Here is a 13190-nt window from a genome sequence, read left to right as displayed (position 1 = left end):
ATCACGCCACACTTGTCACTCCCGACCCTTGGATGTCCCGCACTAATCTAGCACGACACGATTCATCGACAACACGCATCGGACATTCAATGGAGGAACACACGATGAGCAAGCACACGGTCGCCACACGCGACGCATGGCTGAAGGCACGCCTCGAACTGCTGGCGGAAGAGAAGGCGCTGACGCGGCGCAGCGACGCACTCGCGCGGCAGCGTGAGGCGCTGCCCTGGGTGAAGATCGACAAGCCGTACCGTTTCGAGACCGAGCAAGGCAGCGCGACACTGCCCGATCTTTTCAGAGGACGCTCGCAACTGATCGTCTATCACTTCATGTTCGGCCCCGACTACACGGCGGGTTGCCCGTCGTGCTCGGCGATTGCGGATGGCTTCGACGGCGTGGCCGTGCATCTCGCGAATCATGATGTGACGCTGACGGCCGTGTCGCGTGCGCCGCTCGCGAAGTTGCAGGCGTACAAGGCGCGGATGGGATGGAAGTTTCCGTGGGCGTCGGCGGATGGCAGCGATTTCAATTTCGATTTCAGCGTGTCGTTCACGGAAGCGCAGCAACGCACGGGCGACATCGAATACAACTTCGAGCGGGCCGGCCATGCGATGGATATGACGCCCGCGCCGGAACCCGTCGTCCGGTTCGCGGCCAGTTGCGGCACCGATGTGCCTACGTATTCGCGCGACCGGCCGGGCATCAGCACCTTCGTGCTCGAGGACGGCGTCGTGTATCACGCGTATTCGACCTACGCGCGCGGCGTGGATGGACTGTGGGGCATGTACCAGTGGCTCGACCGCGCGCCGAAAGGGCGTAACGAGAGCGGCATCTGGTGGCGCCGTCACGACGAGTACGCACGCGGCTGAGGCGGATCGTGGATAGCGCGGGCGTTTTCATGCGTACGGATAGCGCGCGGCCTCTGATGAATGCGGGTGCCTCGCGGCGCACGTTCTTCGGCGTGACGGCGCTCGTTTTCGTCGCGTGCGCGGCGCTGACGGTGATCGGATGCCTGTCGATGTCGGCGATGGGCGAACTGCCGATGCCGGGCGGCTGGTCGCTGTCGATGACATGGGCGCCGATGTGCGGTCAGAAATGGCCGCGCGTCGCCGCCACGTTCGTCGGCATGTGGATCGTGATGATGGTCGCGATGATGCTGCCGTCGCTTGCGCCTGTGTTGTGGCGTTATCACGAAGCCATCGGTAGAAAGGGCGTAACGGGTGTTGCGCTGGTGGCAGCAGGCTACTTCTTCGCGTGGGCGGTTCTGGGCGTGATCGTGTTTGCGCTGGGCTTCGCGCTGATGACGCTTGTGTTGCAAATGCCGTTGCTGGCTCGCGCTGTGCCTCTCACGGCAGGCTGTGTCGTGCTGCTCGCAGGGATAGCGCAGTTCAGCGCATGGAAGTCGCGTTATCTGGCGTGCAGCCGAATGCTGACCGCGCCAGGCAGCGCGAGCGACGCGTGGGCATATGGGACACGCCTCGGCGCGCATTGCATCGTGTGCTGCGCGGGATTGACGTCGGTGCTTCTCGTCAGCGGCATGATGGACCTGCGTGCGATGGCACTCGTCACGCTAGCGATCACAGCCGAACGTCTCGCGCCATCTCCCGAACGCGTTGCGCAAGCGATAGGCGTCATCGTCGTGATTAAAGGCTTATGGATGCTCTTGCAGTCATCCTGACGAAAGGCCGGCACGCGCCCACAACGCCTGCCGGCCGCATCGTCAGATCGATTTCACTTCTCCGCCGTCCATGCGCAGCGTCGATCCCGTCATCCAGTGCGCACCGGGCGACACGATGAACGCCATCAGCTCGGCAATTTCCTCGGGCTCGCCGTACCGCGCAATGCCCGCTTCCTTCGGAAACTTCGCCGTCGCTTCTTCGACGGTCATGTCGTGCAGCGGCGCCCAATGCTCCAGATATGACCGGCGACGCCCGGTCATCACCGGGCCGGGCAGCACGCTGTTGACCTGCACGCCGTCTTCGATGCCGCGATCCGAAAACGCCTTCGCCAATGCGACGATCGCCGCGTTGATCGTGCCGACGGCCGCGTACGGCGCTTTCGGAAACAGTGCCGAGTTGCCCGACATCAGCACGACCGAGCCCGACGCCGCCTTCAACGCAGGCCACGCTGCGATCGTCAGCCGCCGCGCGCCGTGCAGTTTCAATGCAAGGCCGTGTTCCCACTGCTCGTCGGTCATGTCGAACACGTCGATCTGCGGCACCGCGCCCGCGATGTTGAGCAACGCGTCGATCCGCCCGAACGACGCGAGCGCCTGATCGACGACTTCCTGCGCGGCGTTCGGCAGCGACAGGTCGATGTCGAGCGTCAGCGCCTTCGCGCCCGCATCGATCACGGCCCGCGCCGTTTCTTCCAGGTTCTCGCGATTGCGCGCGACCAGCACGAGCGCGTCGAAGTCCTTCGCGAGTCTGATCGCCGTCGAACGGCCAATACCCTGGCTCGCGCCCGTGACGATCGCTACTTTGCCTGCCATGTCTATTCTCCTCGTTGGATCCGATAACACGCTTCAGTGAACGACGACCATCTTGCCGCCCGCTTCATTCGCTTCCATGACACGGTGCGCTTCGTGAATCTGATCGAAGGAGAACACGCGCGAGGGCTTGGCCTTGAGGCGGCCGGCAGCGACATCGGCGGCGATGGTTTGCAGCGGCACATCCGACAGCGGAAAACCCGGCGTGCCGAATACGAAGCTGCCGAAGAACGTCAGATACACGCCGCTCGCCATTTGCAGCAACGGATTGAAATCCGCGATCGGCGCGAGACCGCCAAGCCAGCCAGCGAGACACGCGCGGCCGCCACGGCGCAGCATCGCGAGCGAATCGAGAATCACGCTGTTGCCGACCAGATCGAGCACGGCGTCGATCTGCTTCGCTTCCGCGATGCGCTTCGACAGATCGGGGCCTTCCAGTTCGACACGTTCCGCACCGAGTGCTTTGAGCATGTCGAAGCGCGCCGGATTGCGCGTCGTCGCGATCACTTTCGCGCCCGCATTCACGGCGAGATTCACAGCGGCCTGTCCAAACGAAGAAGTCGCGCCGCGAATCACCACCGTTTGGCCCGCGGTGAGTTCGAGGTTGCGGAACAGGCAGGTCCACGCTGTTGCGTAGGTTTCGGGAATGGCCGCGAGTTCGGCCCACGGCAGATCGGATTCGATCAGCGCGACATTCGATACCGGGGCCCGCGTGTATTGCGCGTAGCTGCCGTTGATCGTGCGACCGAGGCCGCCCATCAGCGCGGCGACTTTCGCACCGACAGGAAATTCACCGCCGGGACATGACTTCACGATGCCCACGCATTCGATGCCGCTCACCTTGGCGGCTTCGGCCCATTCGCCGCGCCGCATATGCATTTCGGCGTGGTTGACGCCGAACGCCTTGATTTCGATGACGACGTGACCTTCCAGCGGTTCCGGTTCCGGCAGTTCCGTATAGACGAGGCTGTCGATACCGCCGAACTTTTCGAGCACGATGGCGCGCATGAGGGTTCTCCTAAGGTAGATGGCTGTGATCGGGCGAATGATCCGTTCGCCCAGCGGTTTCAGCGAGTCAGAAAGCCGGCGATGGCAGCGGCGATGTCAGCCGCGTGGGTTTCGAGCGCGAAGTGGCCCGTATCGAAGAAGCGCACGTCTGCGTTTGGCAGGTCGCGCTTGAACGCTTCAGCGCCGGGCGGCAGGAAGAACGGATCGTTCTTGCCCCACACCGCGAGAAACGCCGGCTGATGCGTGCGGAAGTACTGCTGGAACGCCGGATACAGCGCGACGTTGCTTTGATAGTCGCCGAACAGATCGAGCTGGATCTCGTGCGCGCCGGGGCGGTTCATGTAGTAGTCGTCGAGCGAATAGCCGTCGGGCGAGACTTGCGTCGTGTCGCTCACGCCGTGCGTGTACTGCCAGACCGTCGTGTCGCGCGTCAGCATGGCCCGCAGCGCGTCGCGGTTCGCCTGCGTCGGCGCCTTCCAGTACGCCTGAATCGGATTCCAGCCGTCGCTCAGTCCTTCGACATACGCATTGCCGTTCTGCGAAATGATTGCCGTGATGCGCTCGGGGTGCTTCAACGCGAGCCGGAAACCTGTCGGCGCGCCGTAATCGAAAACATAAATGGCATAGCGGTCGAAGCCGATCACTTCCGTGAACCGGTCGATCACGTTGGCGAGATTGTCGAAGGTGTAGGCGAACTGGTCGCGCGCCGGCATATCCGACTGGCCGAAGCCGGGCAAATCCGGCGCGACGATGTGAAACCGGTCGGCGAGCAGCGGAATCAGATCGCGGAACATATGACTGGAACTCGGAAAACCGTGCAGCAGTAGCAGCTTCGGCGCGCCAGCGCGGCCCGCTTCCCGATAGAACACGTTGAAACCGTCAACGTCGGCGTGGCGATGGGCAATCGTGGACATGGCGTTCTCTCCGTAAAGATCAATTTCTCTCGACTACGTCAACGCGACTTGTGCCGCGCCTTGCTTCAGAATCGCGCAATCTCGTGTAACCGTTCAGCGAATATTTTATAGGTTACGAATCCGCGATGTAACTTGTCAAGAGGTTTTTTAGTGGTTACGATGGGGTCATCGTCACCTTACATTTGTCATAGCAATGGACTACCGCCAGATACCGGCCATGTTTTTGGCCGACGCGCCGGGGCTCGATTTCCTGAATTCGATTGCGACGCCCGTCGACGTGCCCGTCGACTGGATCAGTGACGGCGAAGGGCTGCTCAGCTGGCTCGACCAGGCGGGCATGGTGCCGCCCGACGCGCTTGCGTCGATCCGCTCACGCGCGACGCCCGCCGAGCTCGACGAGATCGCGGCGAAGGCGCGCGAGCTGCGCGAGTGGTTTCGCGGCTACGTGAAAAAGAGGAAAGGGCATGCGCTTGCGGCGAGCGATCTGCGCGAGCTCGGCCCGTTGAACGCGCTGCTCGCGCGCGACGAACAGCATGGCGAGATCGTCGCGAACGGTCCGGACGGCGCGACCGCGTTTTCGTTTCGGACGGTGCGGCGCTGGCAGTCGGCGGAATCGTTGCTGATGCCGATCGCCGAGGCGCTGGCGAAACTCGTCTGCGAAGAGGATTTCACGCAGGTGAAAGCGTGCGAAGGACCGACCTGCACGCTGCTGTTCGCCGATCACACGCGGGGCCATGCGCGCAGGTGGTGCAGCATGGCCGTCTGCGGCAACCGGGCGAAAGTGGCCGCGCATCGGGCGCGGCTCAAGGAGAAGAATCGCGACTAGCGCACCCGTCGCGCACGCGGCAGTGCTTCACATTTTTTCTGGAGGAGACGCGGTATGAACCACATCAAGGCCATTGCATTCGACCTGTACGGCACGCTGTTCGACGTGCATTCGGTTGCCGTCCAGTGCGACGAGCATTTTCCTGGGCGCGGCCAGGAAATCAGCAACGTATGGCGGCAGAAGCAACTCGAATACACGTGGTTGCGCAGCCTGATGAACCGCTATATCCCGTTCGAGCACGTGACGGAAGAAGCGTTGCGCTTCACGATCCGGCATCTCGGGCTGGAACTCGACGAGGCTTCTTGCCGCTCGCTGTCGGATGCGTATCTGCGTCTGCAAGCTTATCCGGAAGTGCCCGATGCGCTGCGCGCGCTGCGAGATCGCGGACTGAAGCTCGCCATTTTGTCGAACGGCTCGCCGCATTCGATCGATGCCGTCGTGACTCATGCAGGGCTTCGGAGCAGCTTCGACCATCTGCTGAGCGTCGATCCCGTACGCGTTTACAAACCAGACAATCGCGCTTACGAGCTCGGGGAACAGGCGTTTGGCGTCGGCCGAAGGGAAATCCTGTTCGTGTCGTCGAATGCCTGGGATGCGACGGGCGCGCGCTACTTCGGTTTTCCGACCTGCTGGATCAACCGGGGCGGCAAGACGTTCGAGGAAATGGGGCAGCGGCCGGACTGGGAAGTGAACGGTCTGGATCGTCTCGTGACGCTGTTCGCTTCGGCCGCTGCCTGAGCGGGGCGACTGGCGGATGCGGGAACCGCCAGTCCAATGACGCCGCTTACTGCGGCTTGCCCGACGCGAGCTGCTGATTGCGGTCCGTCAGAAAGCGCAGCAGCCCGTCGATGCCGCTTTGCTGGATCGTCTCGCCGAACTGCTGCCGGTACGTCTGCACGAGCCAGGCGCCCATTACGTTGAGGTCGTACACGCGCCAGCCTTGCGGCGTCTTGCGCAGACGGTAATCGATCTCGACGGGTTGCGCGTTGGTGGAGGCGATGGTGCGCACGACGGCGTCGGTGTCGGTCGGTGCGACGCGCATCGGCGGATATTCGATCTTCTGATCCGGCTTGAGCTGCGCGAGCGCGCCCGAATACAGATGGATCAGCAGCATCTTGAACTGCTGCGTGAGCTGCTGCTGTTGCGCGGGCGTGGCCGTGCGCCAGTAGCGGGCCAACGCAAGCTGCGTCGTATGCTCGAAGTCGATATAAGGCAGGATGTCCCGGTTCACGATATCCATGATGCGCGGGATATCCGATGGGTCGATCGCCTGCTTGTGGACTTCGTCGAGCACCTGCTGTGTCACTGACTTGACCAGTACCTGCGGATCGGAGCTATCGACGGTCTGCGCCGATACGCTATTGCCGAAAGCAAGCATCGTGAAGAACAGGACGGCAACAAAAAATCGCGATCTGATGTGGGCAATATTCATGATGTAAATGCGTTGTCTAACAACACCGGCGAAGGGCTTCGCCGCGGCGAGAGCTATTGTAGGTGCGTTGCGCAAAATTGGCAGCGAGGGTGCCCGTCATCGCCGAAACCTATGACGGGCAGAGCAATCTGGTATTTGCGTTGCGGCGGGGCGCGCTTTCAAATAGAGGCTGCTCACGAGGCTTAGGCTCGTGATCCTTCTATAAAAGTGGAGACGACCATGAAAGTGCTGGTCCCGGTCAAGAGAGTGATCGACTACAACGTGAAGGTCCGCGTGAAGTCGGACAACACGGGCGTCGATATTACGAACGTGAAGATGTCGATGAATCCGTTCGATGAAATCGCCGTCGAGGAAGCGGTGCGTTTGAAGGAAGCGGGTGTCGTCAGCGAGGTGGTTGCGGTTTCTTGTGGCGTTGCTCAATGTCAGGAAACGCTGCGCACGGCGCTGGCGATTGGCGCGGACCGTGCCGTTCTGATCGAGTCGAATGAAGAACTGCAGCCGCTGGCTGTCGCGAAGCTTTTGAAGGCACTCGTCGACAGGGAACAGCCTTCGCTCGTGATTCTCGGCAAGCAGGCTATCGATGACGATTCCAACCAGACGGGGCAAATGCTCGCTGCATTGGCGGGGCTGCCGCAAGCGACGTTTGCTTCGAAGGTTGTGATTGCGGACGGCAGGGCAACGGTGTCGCGTGAAGTCGATGGCGGCGCGGAAACGTTGTCACTCACGCTGCCGGCTGTCATCACGACCGATCTGCGCCTGAACGAGCCGCGTTATGTGACGCTGCCGAACATCATGAAGGCGAAAAAGAAGCCGCTCGAAACCGTCAAGCCGGAAGAACTCGGCGTCGATGTCACGCCGCGTCTGAAGACGCTGAAGGTCAGCGAGCCGCCGAAGCGTTCGGCTGGCATGAAGGTGGCCGATGTGTCCGCACTGGTCGAGAAGCTCAAGACCGAAGCCAAAGTTCTCTGAGGTACAGGAAAAGAACATGACGATTCTGGTAATTGCTGAACACGACCACGTCGCGCTGAAGGCAGCGACGCTGAACACAGTTGCTGCCGCGCAGAGGATGGGTGGCGACATTCACGTGCTGGTGGCAGGCCATAACGCGCAAGGTGCGGCTGACGCGGCGGCGAAGGTGGCAGGCGTGTCGAAGGTGCTGCTCGCCGACGCACCGCAACTGGCAGCAGGCCTCGCGGAAAACATCGAGGCGACGGTGCTGAATGTCGCGAAGGACTACTCGCACATCCTCGCGCCCGCTACGGCTTACGGCAAGAACATCGCGCCGCGTCTTGCGGCGAAGCTCGACGTCGCGCAGATCAGCGAGATCACGGCTGTGGTCAGCGCCGACACATTCGAGCGCCCGATCTACGCGGGCAACGCCATCGCCACGGTGCAATCGCAAGACACGATCAAAGTCATTACGGTGCGCGCAACAGGCTTCGATCAGGCAGCAGCGGAAGGCGGCAGCGGGTCCATCGAGAAGATCGACGCAGCGGCAGACGCAGGCATCTCGCAGTTCGTGAGCCGTGAAGTCACGAAGCTGGATCGTCCGGAACTGACGAGCGCGAGCATCATCGTGTCGGGCGGTCGTGGCCTCGGAAGTGGCGAGCACTACACGAAGGTGCTGGAGCCATTGGCAGACAAGCTGCAGGCCGCGTTGGGCGCCTCACGTGCAGCCGTCGATGCTGGCTACGTCCCGAACGACTATCAGGTCGGACAAACCGGCAAGATCGTCGCGCCGCAGTTGTACATCGCGGTCGGCATCTCGGGCGCGATCCAGCATCTGGCGGGCATGAAGGACTCGAAGGTCATCGTCGCGATCAACAAGGACGAAGAAGCGCCGATTTTCAGCGTCGCGGATTATGGCCTCGTCGGCGATCTGTTCACCGTCGTGCCGGAACTGACGGGCGCATTGTGACGAACACACTTGTGGGGAGTCGAGATGTCGCAGCCTGTTAATCGTCCGCATCGCTCGTTTCTGTTCGTTCCGGGCACGCGTCCGGAACGCTTCGAGAAGGCTTTGAAGAGCGGCGCGGACGCCGTTATCGTCGATCTCGAAGACGCTGTCGCGCCCGGCGACAAAGACCACGCCAGACAGGCCGTAGCCGAATGGCTCTCGCCGGAGCGCCCGGTGCTGATCCGCGTGAACGCAGTCGGCACGCCATGGTTCGAGCAGGATGCCGCACTCGGCAAACTGCGCGGCGTCGCGGGCATCATATTGCCGAAAGCGGAGCGCGCAGCGGATGTCACCGCGCTAGTCTCGCGAACCCGAAGCACGATGCCCGTCTTTCCATTGATCGAAAGCGCGAAGGGCATGTGGAACGCGCTCGAAGTCGCGAGGGCGCCGTTCGTGCATCAACTGATGTTCGGCACGCTCGACTTTTGCGCCGACATGGGCATGGCCTCCGATGGCGACGAACTCGATACGTTTCGCGCGAAGCTCGTGATGATTTCTCGCGTCGCGGAGATTCGTGCGCCCATCGACGGCGTGACGCCCGCCATCGACGATACGCAAACACTCGAAACCGAAACCACCCGGGCAAAGCGCTGGGGATTCGCGGGCAAGCTCTGCATTCATCCCAAGCAGGTGTCGACCGTCAACGGCTGCTTCGCACCGGGTGAAGCGGAAATCGCATGGGCGAAGCGCGTGCTCGAAGCATTCGAGCGCGCGAACGGCGCGGCGGTGGCGGTGGACGGGAAGATGGTCGACCGGCCCGTCATTCTTCGCGCGCAAGGCATACTCGACGCGAGCGGCACCTGAACGCTCAGCGCGCACTGAGCACGCATCCCACGTCCATCGAGCAGGCAGCAGTATAAAATGGGCTCCCAGCCCGAGCGCCCCAACACGTATCGACAATCAGCGCTCATCGCATAACTGCTCACACCATCAACCGCTCATGGACGTTCGCCAGCTCCGCTACTTTGTCAGCATCGTCGATTACGGCAGTCTTGGCAAAGCGGCGGAAAAGCTCTTTGTCGCGCAACCTTCGTTGAGTCAGCAGATGGCGCGTCTCGAAGAAGAACTCGGCGTGTCGCTGCTATTGCGCAGCAATCATGGCGTGACGCCGACGGCTGAAGGCGATGCCCTCTATCGTCATGCGCGGCTCGTGCTGCGGCAGATGGAGCAACTCAAGCAGGAAGTGACGAAAGGCGCGGGCAGCGAGTCGGGCACGGTGGCAGTCGGCCTGCCGACGACGATGGCATCGGTGCTCGCCGTGCCGCTGTTCGAGCGCATCCAGGACCGCTATCCGGGCATCCGTCTGCAGTTCTTCGAGAGCATGAGCGGCTATCTCAACGAGTTGCTCGCCAACGGCAGACTGGACCTCGCCATCCTGTTTCGCGAGTCCGATACGCCCGGCATTTCCGCGTTGCCCGTGCTCGACGAGACGCTCTATCTGCTCGGCGAACCGGGCGGCGCGGTCTCGCCGCGTTCCACCACGTGTCCGCTCGCGAAACTCGCGGGCGTCAAGCTGGTTGCGCCGGGTGTGTCGAATGGCTTGCGGCTTCTGATCGAGCGGACTTTTTCTAGCGAGAAGGTCGAACTGAACATCATCGCCGATATCGATTCGTTGCCGTCGATGCTGCTGATCGCCCATTCGGGCCGCGCATGCACGATTTTGCCGTCGTCGGCGCTCGCGCAACTCGATCACACCCGCATGCCGAAGATGCGCAAGATCGTCGATCCCGTCATTCGCCGTCCTGCCAGCATCTGCTGGCCGAACGGCGTGCCGATGCATTCGGCGACGGTCGCCGTGAGGCAAATGCTCATCGAACTGATCGCGGAACTGGTCGAACGGGAAACATGGCAGGGCGTGACGCTGCGAAAGCAGGTCACGCCCGGCTGATCAAGCGTGTTCCGCCGCGTGCGCTGCGTCGCGGTTACGGGCGGTAGAGGTGGCATCGCTGGTTCCCGGCGCGACATCTTCGAGCGCATGCCGGCTGGTCTCGACGCGAAGGATGCAGATCGCAACGCATAGCACCGCAAAGATCACGCTGACCATTGCAATCACGCCGGACACACCCACGCGCTGATACAGCAGCAGCGCCAGATACGGCGTCGCAATCGACGCAGCGCGTCCGCAGGTTCCCGCGACGCCGGTGCCGCGCAGTCGCACTTCCGTCGGAAACAGTTCGGGGATGTAGCCGAACAGCCCGAGCGTGGTGATCGTATAGATCGTCGTCACAAGACAGAAGCCGACGACGATGATCTGCGCAGGCTCACGCAACGTCACATAGATCCACCCCAGCACGATGCTCACAAGCGCGGCGAGCACGATGCCTTTCGCACGGCCGATCCGATCCGCGATCAGGTAACCGACCAGGCCGCCGACGGGCGAGCCGATCGACATCAGCATCACGAAGCCGAGCGACTTGACGATCGACAGGCCTTCGCTGACGAAGAAGGTCGGCAGCCACGCGATGAATCCGTATAGCCCGATATTGACGGCAATCGCCGTGAGCGCCGCGACGCAGGTGCGCCCGCGCATGCCGGGCGCGAACAGCGCGCTCAGCGGCACCGCGCCCACGTTCAGATTGACCACGCGTTGGACGGGCGGCAGCGTGCCGACACGCGCTTCGACTTCGCGCTCGATCGCGGCGAGCGTTGCTTCCGCTTCGTCGAGTTGTCCCGTCGATTCGAGCCAGCGCGGCGATTCGGGCATCCGGTGACGCAGGAACCATACGATCAGCGCGCCGACGCCTGCAATGGCGAACATATAGCGCCAGCCCAGGTTCGGGATGATCCAGTAGCCTGCCGCGAGCGCCGCGAACAGCCCGCTGTTGATGATGATTGCAAGCAGCGATACCCACTTGCCGCGCGTCGCGGGCGGCACGAACTCGGCGAGCGTGCCCGCCGCGACCACCAGTTCGGCGCCGAGCCCCACGCCCATGATGAAGCGCAGCACGATCAGCCATTCGATGTTCGGCGCGAAGCAGGCGGCAATCGAAGCGATCCCGAAGATGCCGAGGTTCAGCTGATACGAATAGCGTCGTCCGAGCCGGTCGCCGATATGGCCCGCCGCATACGCGCCGATCATCATGCCGACGAAAGTCGCCGAGACGAACATCGCGCCATGCTGGAGATCGGTGAAGCCTTCCTTCACCATGGCGGCGACGGAGCCGTTGGCGAGATAGATATCGAACGCGTCGAGAAACGCGCCACCGGCGATCAGGCCGAGTATCTTCCAGTGGAAACTGCAAATGGGCAGACGGTCCAGTCGACCGGCGGCGTTGACTGACATGGTTTGTGTCTCCTGGTTTGGTTGCCTTGCCACAGACGAAGCAAAGGCGAGGCGGGCTTGATTGTTTTGAAGTGATTGCCCGGCGTATCTGGTTGTCGAATGACTACACGGCCTTAACAGCGCGCAACGCGTCCACCTCCGCTGCGCTATAGCCCAGTTCACGCAAGATCGCGTCCGTATGCGCGCCGAGCGCGGGAACGGCGTCCATGCGGGGCTCGTCTTCTGCGGACATGCCCGGCGGATAGAGCGCGGGGATCTCGCCCGCCGCCGTCTGGACCTGCGTCCAGCGTTGCCGGGCCTGCAACTGTTCGTGGTTCCAGACGTCGTGCATGTCGTTCATCCGCGCGTTCGCGATGCTGGCCTTCTCCAGGCGCTCGATCACTTGCGCCGCTGTCCACGCGGAAAACGCCTCGACGATGACGCGCGTCAGTTCCTCGCGATGCTTCGCGCGGCCACTGTTCGCCGCGAAGCGCTCGTCCGTGAGCAGTTCGGGACGCTCGATCACCGTCTCGCAGAAGTTCTTCCATTCGCGCTCGTTTTGCAGGCCGAGCATCACCGTCTTGCCGTCTCCGGCGACGAACGGTCCATACGGGAAGATGGTCGCGTGAGAGGCGCCCGCCTGACGTGGCGGCGTCTGTCCGTCGATCGAGTAGTAGAGCGGATAGCTCATCCACTCGACCATGCTTTCGAGCATCGACACGTCGATATGCTTGCCGCGTCCTGTCTGTGCGCGCTCGAGCAGCGCGGCGAGAATGTTGGTATAGCCGTACATGCCCGCCGCGATATCCGCGATCGAGCAGCCCGCTTTCGCCGGCTCGCCGTCCGAACCCGTGATGCTCAGAAAGCCCGATTCGCTCTGGATCAGCAGGTCATAGGCTTTCTTGTCGCGAAAGGGACCGTCCAGTCCATAACCCGAAATATCGCAGACAATCAGCTTCGGATACTTCACGCTCAGCGTCGCGTAATCGAAGCCGAGGCGCTGTGTGGCGCCCGGCGCGAGGTTCTGCACGAACACATCGGCATCGGCGAGCAGCTTGTGCACGATGTCGAGCGCCTGCGGCTGCTTGACATCGAGCGTGATGCTTTCCTTCGAGCGGTTCGTCCACACGAAATGCGACGCGAGGCCCGACACGCGCTCGTCGTAGCCGCGCGCGAAGTCGCCTGCGCCTGGGCGCTCGATCTTGATGACACGTGCGCCGAGATCGGCGAGCTGACGGGTGCAGAAGGGCGCGGCGATCGCATGTTCGAACGTGACGACCTTGATGCCTTGAAGCGGACGCAT

General features: G+C 62.5%; 14 protein-coding genes. 8 read left to right on the top strand and 6 right to left on the bottom strand.

Going from position 1 to position 13190, the window contains the following annotated elements; genetic code table 11:
* The first annotated feature begins 104 nt into the window (after positions 1-104).
* Both PPGU16_RS35030 and PPGU16_RS35025 read left to right on the top strand, forming a co-directional pair.
* A complete protein-coding gene (locus tag PPGU16_RS35030; protein WP_180725428.1) occupies positions 105-869 on the top strand; it encodes a DUF899 domain-containing protein in 765 nt (254 codons plus the stop codon).
* Between the two features lie 29 nt (positions 870-898).
* The gene (locus PPGU16_RS35025; protein ID WP_180725427.1) at positions 899-1678 is read left to right on the top strand and encodes a DUF2182 domain-containing protein; all 780 of its coding nucleotides are present in this window, start codon (positions 899-901) and stop codon (positions 1676-1678) included.
* A 42-nt stretch (positions 1679-1720) separates the two neighbouring features.
* Here PPGU16_RS35025 and PPGU16_RS35020 read toward each other — a convergent pair whose 3' ends face one another.
* The 3 genes from PPGU16_RS35020 to PPGU16_RS35010 are packed head-to-tail and all read right to left on the bottom strand — an operon-like array spanning position 1721 to position 4410.
* The gene (locus PPGU16_RS35020; RefSeq protein ID WP_180725426.1) at positions 1721-2491 is read right to left on the bottom strand and encodes an SDR family oxidoreductase; all 771 of its coding nucleotides are present in this window, start codon (positions 2489-2491) and stop codon (positions 1721-1723) included.
* 33 nt (positions 2492-2524) lie between these two features.
* A complete protein-coding gene (locus tag PPGU16_RS35015; RefSeq protein WP_180725425.1) occupies positions 2525-3496 on the bottom strand; it encodes a zinc-binding alcohol dehydrogenase family protein in 972 nt (323 codons plus the stop codon).
* Between the two features lie 59 nt (positions 3497-3555).
* A complete protein-coding gene (locus PPGU16_RS35010) occupies positions 3556-4410 on the bottom strand; it encodes an alpha/beta fold hydrolase (RefSeq protein ID WP_180725424.1) in 855 nt (284 codons plus the stop codon).
* Positions 4411-4603: 193 nt separating this feature from the next.
* Between PPGU16_RS35010 and PPGU16_RS35005 the strand changes: the two genes are divergently transcribed.
* Both PPGU16_RS35005 and PPGU16_RS35000 read left to right on the top strand, forming a co-directional pair.
* Complete coding sequence (locus PPGU16_RS35005) at positions 4604-5236, top strand: CGNR zinc finger domain-containing protein (protein WP_180725423.1); 633 nt, start codon at positions 4604-4606, stop codon at positions 5234-5236.
* A 54-nt stretch (positions 5237-5290) separates the two neighbouring features.
* Positions 5291-5974 carry a haloacid dehalogenase type II gene (locus PPGU16_RS35000; protein ID WP_180725422.1) on the top strand — a complete coding sequence of 228 codons (684 nt, stop codon included), beginning with the start codon at positions 5291-5293 and terminating at the stop codon, positions 5972-5974.
* A gap of 46 nt (positions 5975-6020) precedes the next feature.
* Here the strand turns inward: PPGU16_RS35000 and PPGU16_RS34995 are convergent, their stop codons facing one another.
* Positions 6021-6614, bottom strand: coding sequence for an MlaC/ttg2D family ABC transporter substrate-binding protein (locus PPGU16_RS34995; RefSeq protein ID WP_405032402.1), 594 nt, complete (start codon positions 6612-6614; stop codon positions 6021-6023).
* A 273-nt stretch (positions 6615-6887) separates the two neighbouring features.
* Here PPGU16_RS34995 and PPGU16_RS34990 point away from each other — a divergent pair, with 273 nt between their 5' ends.
* The 4 genes from PPGU16_RS34990 to PPGU16_RS34975 all read left to right on the top strand — a co-directional run bounded on the left by PPGU16_RS34990 (position 6888) and on the right by PPGU16_RS34975 (position 10513).
* The gene (locus PPGU16_RS34990; protein WP_180725420.1) at positions 6888-7637 is read left to right on the top strand and encodes an electron transfer flavoprotein subunit beta/FixA family protein; all 750 of its coding nucleotides are present in this window, start codon (positions 6888-6890) and stop codon (positions 7635-7637) included.
* A 16-nt stretch (positions 7638-7653) separates the two neighbouring features.
* Complete coding sequence (locus PPGU16_RS34985; RefSeq protein WP_180725419.1) at positions 7654-8586, top strand: electron transfer flavoprotein subunit alpha/FixB family protein; 933 nt, start codon at positions 7654-7656, stop codon at positions 8584-8586.
* A gap of 24 nt (positions 8587-8610) precedes the next feature.
* The gene (locus tag PPGU16_RS34980) at positions 8611-9429 is read left to right on the top strand and encodes an HpcH/HpaI aldolase/citrate lyase family protein (protein ID WP_180725418.1); all 819 of its coding nucleotides are present in this window, start codon (positions 8611-8613) and stop codon (positions 9427-9429) included.
* Between the two features lie 136 nt (positions 9430-9565).
* Positions 9566-10513: a LysR substrate-binding domain-containing protein gene (locus PPGU16_RS34975; RefSeq protein WP_180725417.1), complete on the top strand. Its 948-nt coding sequence runs from the start codon at positions 9566-9568 to the stop codon at positions 10511-10513.
* Here the strand turns inward: PPGU16_RS34975 and PPGU16_RS34970 are convergent, their stop codons facing one another.
* A complete protein-coding gene (locus PPGU16_RS34970) occupies positions 10514-11908 on the bottom strand; it encodes an MFS transporter (RefSeq protein ID WP_180725416.1) in 1395 nt (464 codons plus the stop codon).
* Positions 11909-12011: 103 nt separating this feature from the next.
* Positions 12012-13190 carry a CaiB/BaiF CoA transferase family protein gene (locus PPGU16_RS34965; protein WP_180725415.1) on the bottom strand — a complete coding sequence of 393 codons (1179 nt, stop codon included), beginning with the start codon at positions 13188-13190 and terminating at the stop codon, positions 12012-12014.

Source organism: Paraburkholderia largidicola, assembly GCF_013426895.1.
Lineage (GTDB): Bacteria > Pseudomonadota > Gammaproteobacteria > Burkholderiales > Burkholderiaceae > Paraburkholderia > Paraburkholderia largidicola.
The sequence above is the reverse complement of the archived record's forward strand: the minus strand, read 5'-3'. Positions and strand labels throughout refer to the sequence as shown.

What these genes read in the sequence shown, in the direction of transcription:
- PPGU16_RS35030 (WP_180725428.1), top strand. Translation starts at nt 105, where the DNA reads ATGAGCAAGCACACGGTCGCCACACGCGACGCATGGCTGAAGGCACGC.
- PPGU16_RS35025 (WP_180725427.1), top strand. Translation starts at nt 899, where the DNA reads ATGCGTACGGATAGCGCGCGGCCTCTGATGAATGCGGGTGCCTCGCGG.
- PPGU16_RS35020 (WP_180725426.1), bottom strand. Translation starts at nt 2,491, where the DNA reads ATGGCAGGCAAAGTAGCGATCGTCACGGGCGCGAGCCAGGGTATTGGC.
- PPGU16_RS35015 (WP_180725425.1), bottom strand. Translation starts at nt 3,496, where the DNA reads ATGCGCGCCATCGTGCTCGAAAAGTTCGGCGGTATCGACAGCCTCGTC.
- PPGU16_RS35010 (WP_180725424.1), bottom strand. Translation starts at nt 4,410, where the DNA reads ATGTCCACGATTGCCCATCGCCACGCCGACGTTGACGGTTTCAACGTG.
- PPGU16_RS35005 (WP_180725423.1), top strand. Translation starts at nt 4,604, where the DNA reads ATGGACTACCGCCAGATACCGGCCATGTTTTTGGCCGACGCGCCGGGG.
- PPGU16_RS35000 (WP_180725422.1), top strand. Translation starts at nt 5,291, where the DNA reads ATGAACCACATCAAGGCCATTGCATTCGACCTGTACGGCACGCTGTTC.
- PPGU16_RS34995 (WP_405032402.1), bottom strand. Translation starts at nt 6,614, where the DNA reads ATGCTTGCTTTCGGCAATAGCGTATCGGCGCAGACCGTCGATAGCTCC.
- PPGU16_RS34990 (WP_180725420.1), top strand. Translation starts at nt 6,888, where the DNA reads ATGAAAGTGCTGGTCCCGGTCAAGAGAGTGATCGACTACAACGTGAAG.
- PPGU16_RS34985 (WP_180725419.1), top strand. Translation starts at nt 7,654, where the DNA reads ATGACGATTCTGGTAATTGCTGAACACGACCACGTCGCGCTGAAGGCA.
- PPGU16_RS34980 (WP_180725418.1), top strand. Translation starts at nt 8,611, where the DNA reads ATGTCGCAGCCTGTTAATCGTCCGCATCGCTCGTTTCTGTTCGTTCCG.
- PPGU16_RS34975 (WP_180725417.1), top strand. Translation starts at nt 9,566, where the DNA reads ATGGACGTTCGCCAGCTCCGCTACTTTGTCAGCATCGTCGATTACGGC.
- PPGU16_RS34970 (WP_180725416.1), bottom strand. Translation starts at nt 11,908, where the DNA reads ATGTCAGTCAACGCCGCCGGTCGACTGGACCGTCTGCCCATTTGCAGT.
- PPGU16_RS34965 (WP_180725415.1), bottom strand. Translation starts at nt 13,190, where the DNA reads ATGCGTCCGCTTCAAGGCATCAAGGTCGTCACGTTCGAACATGCGATC.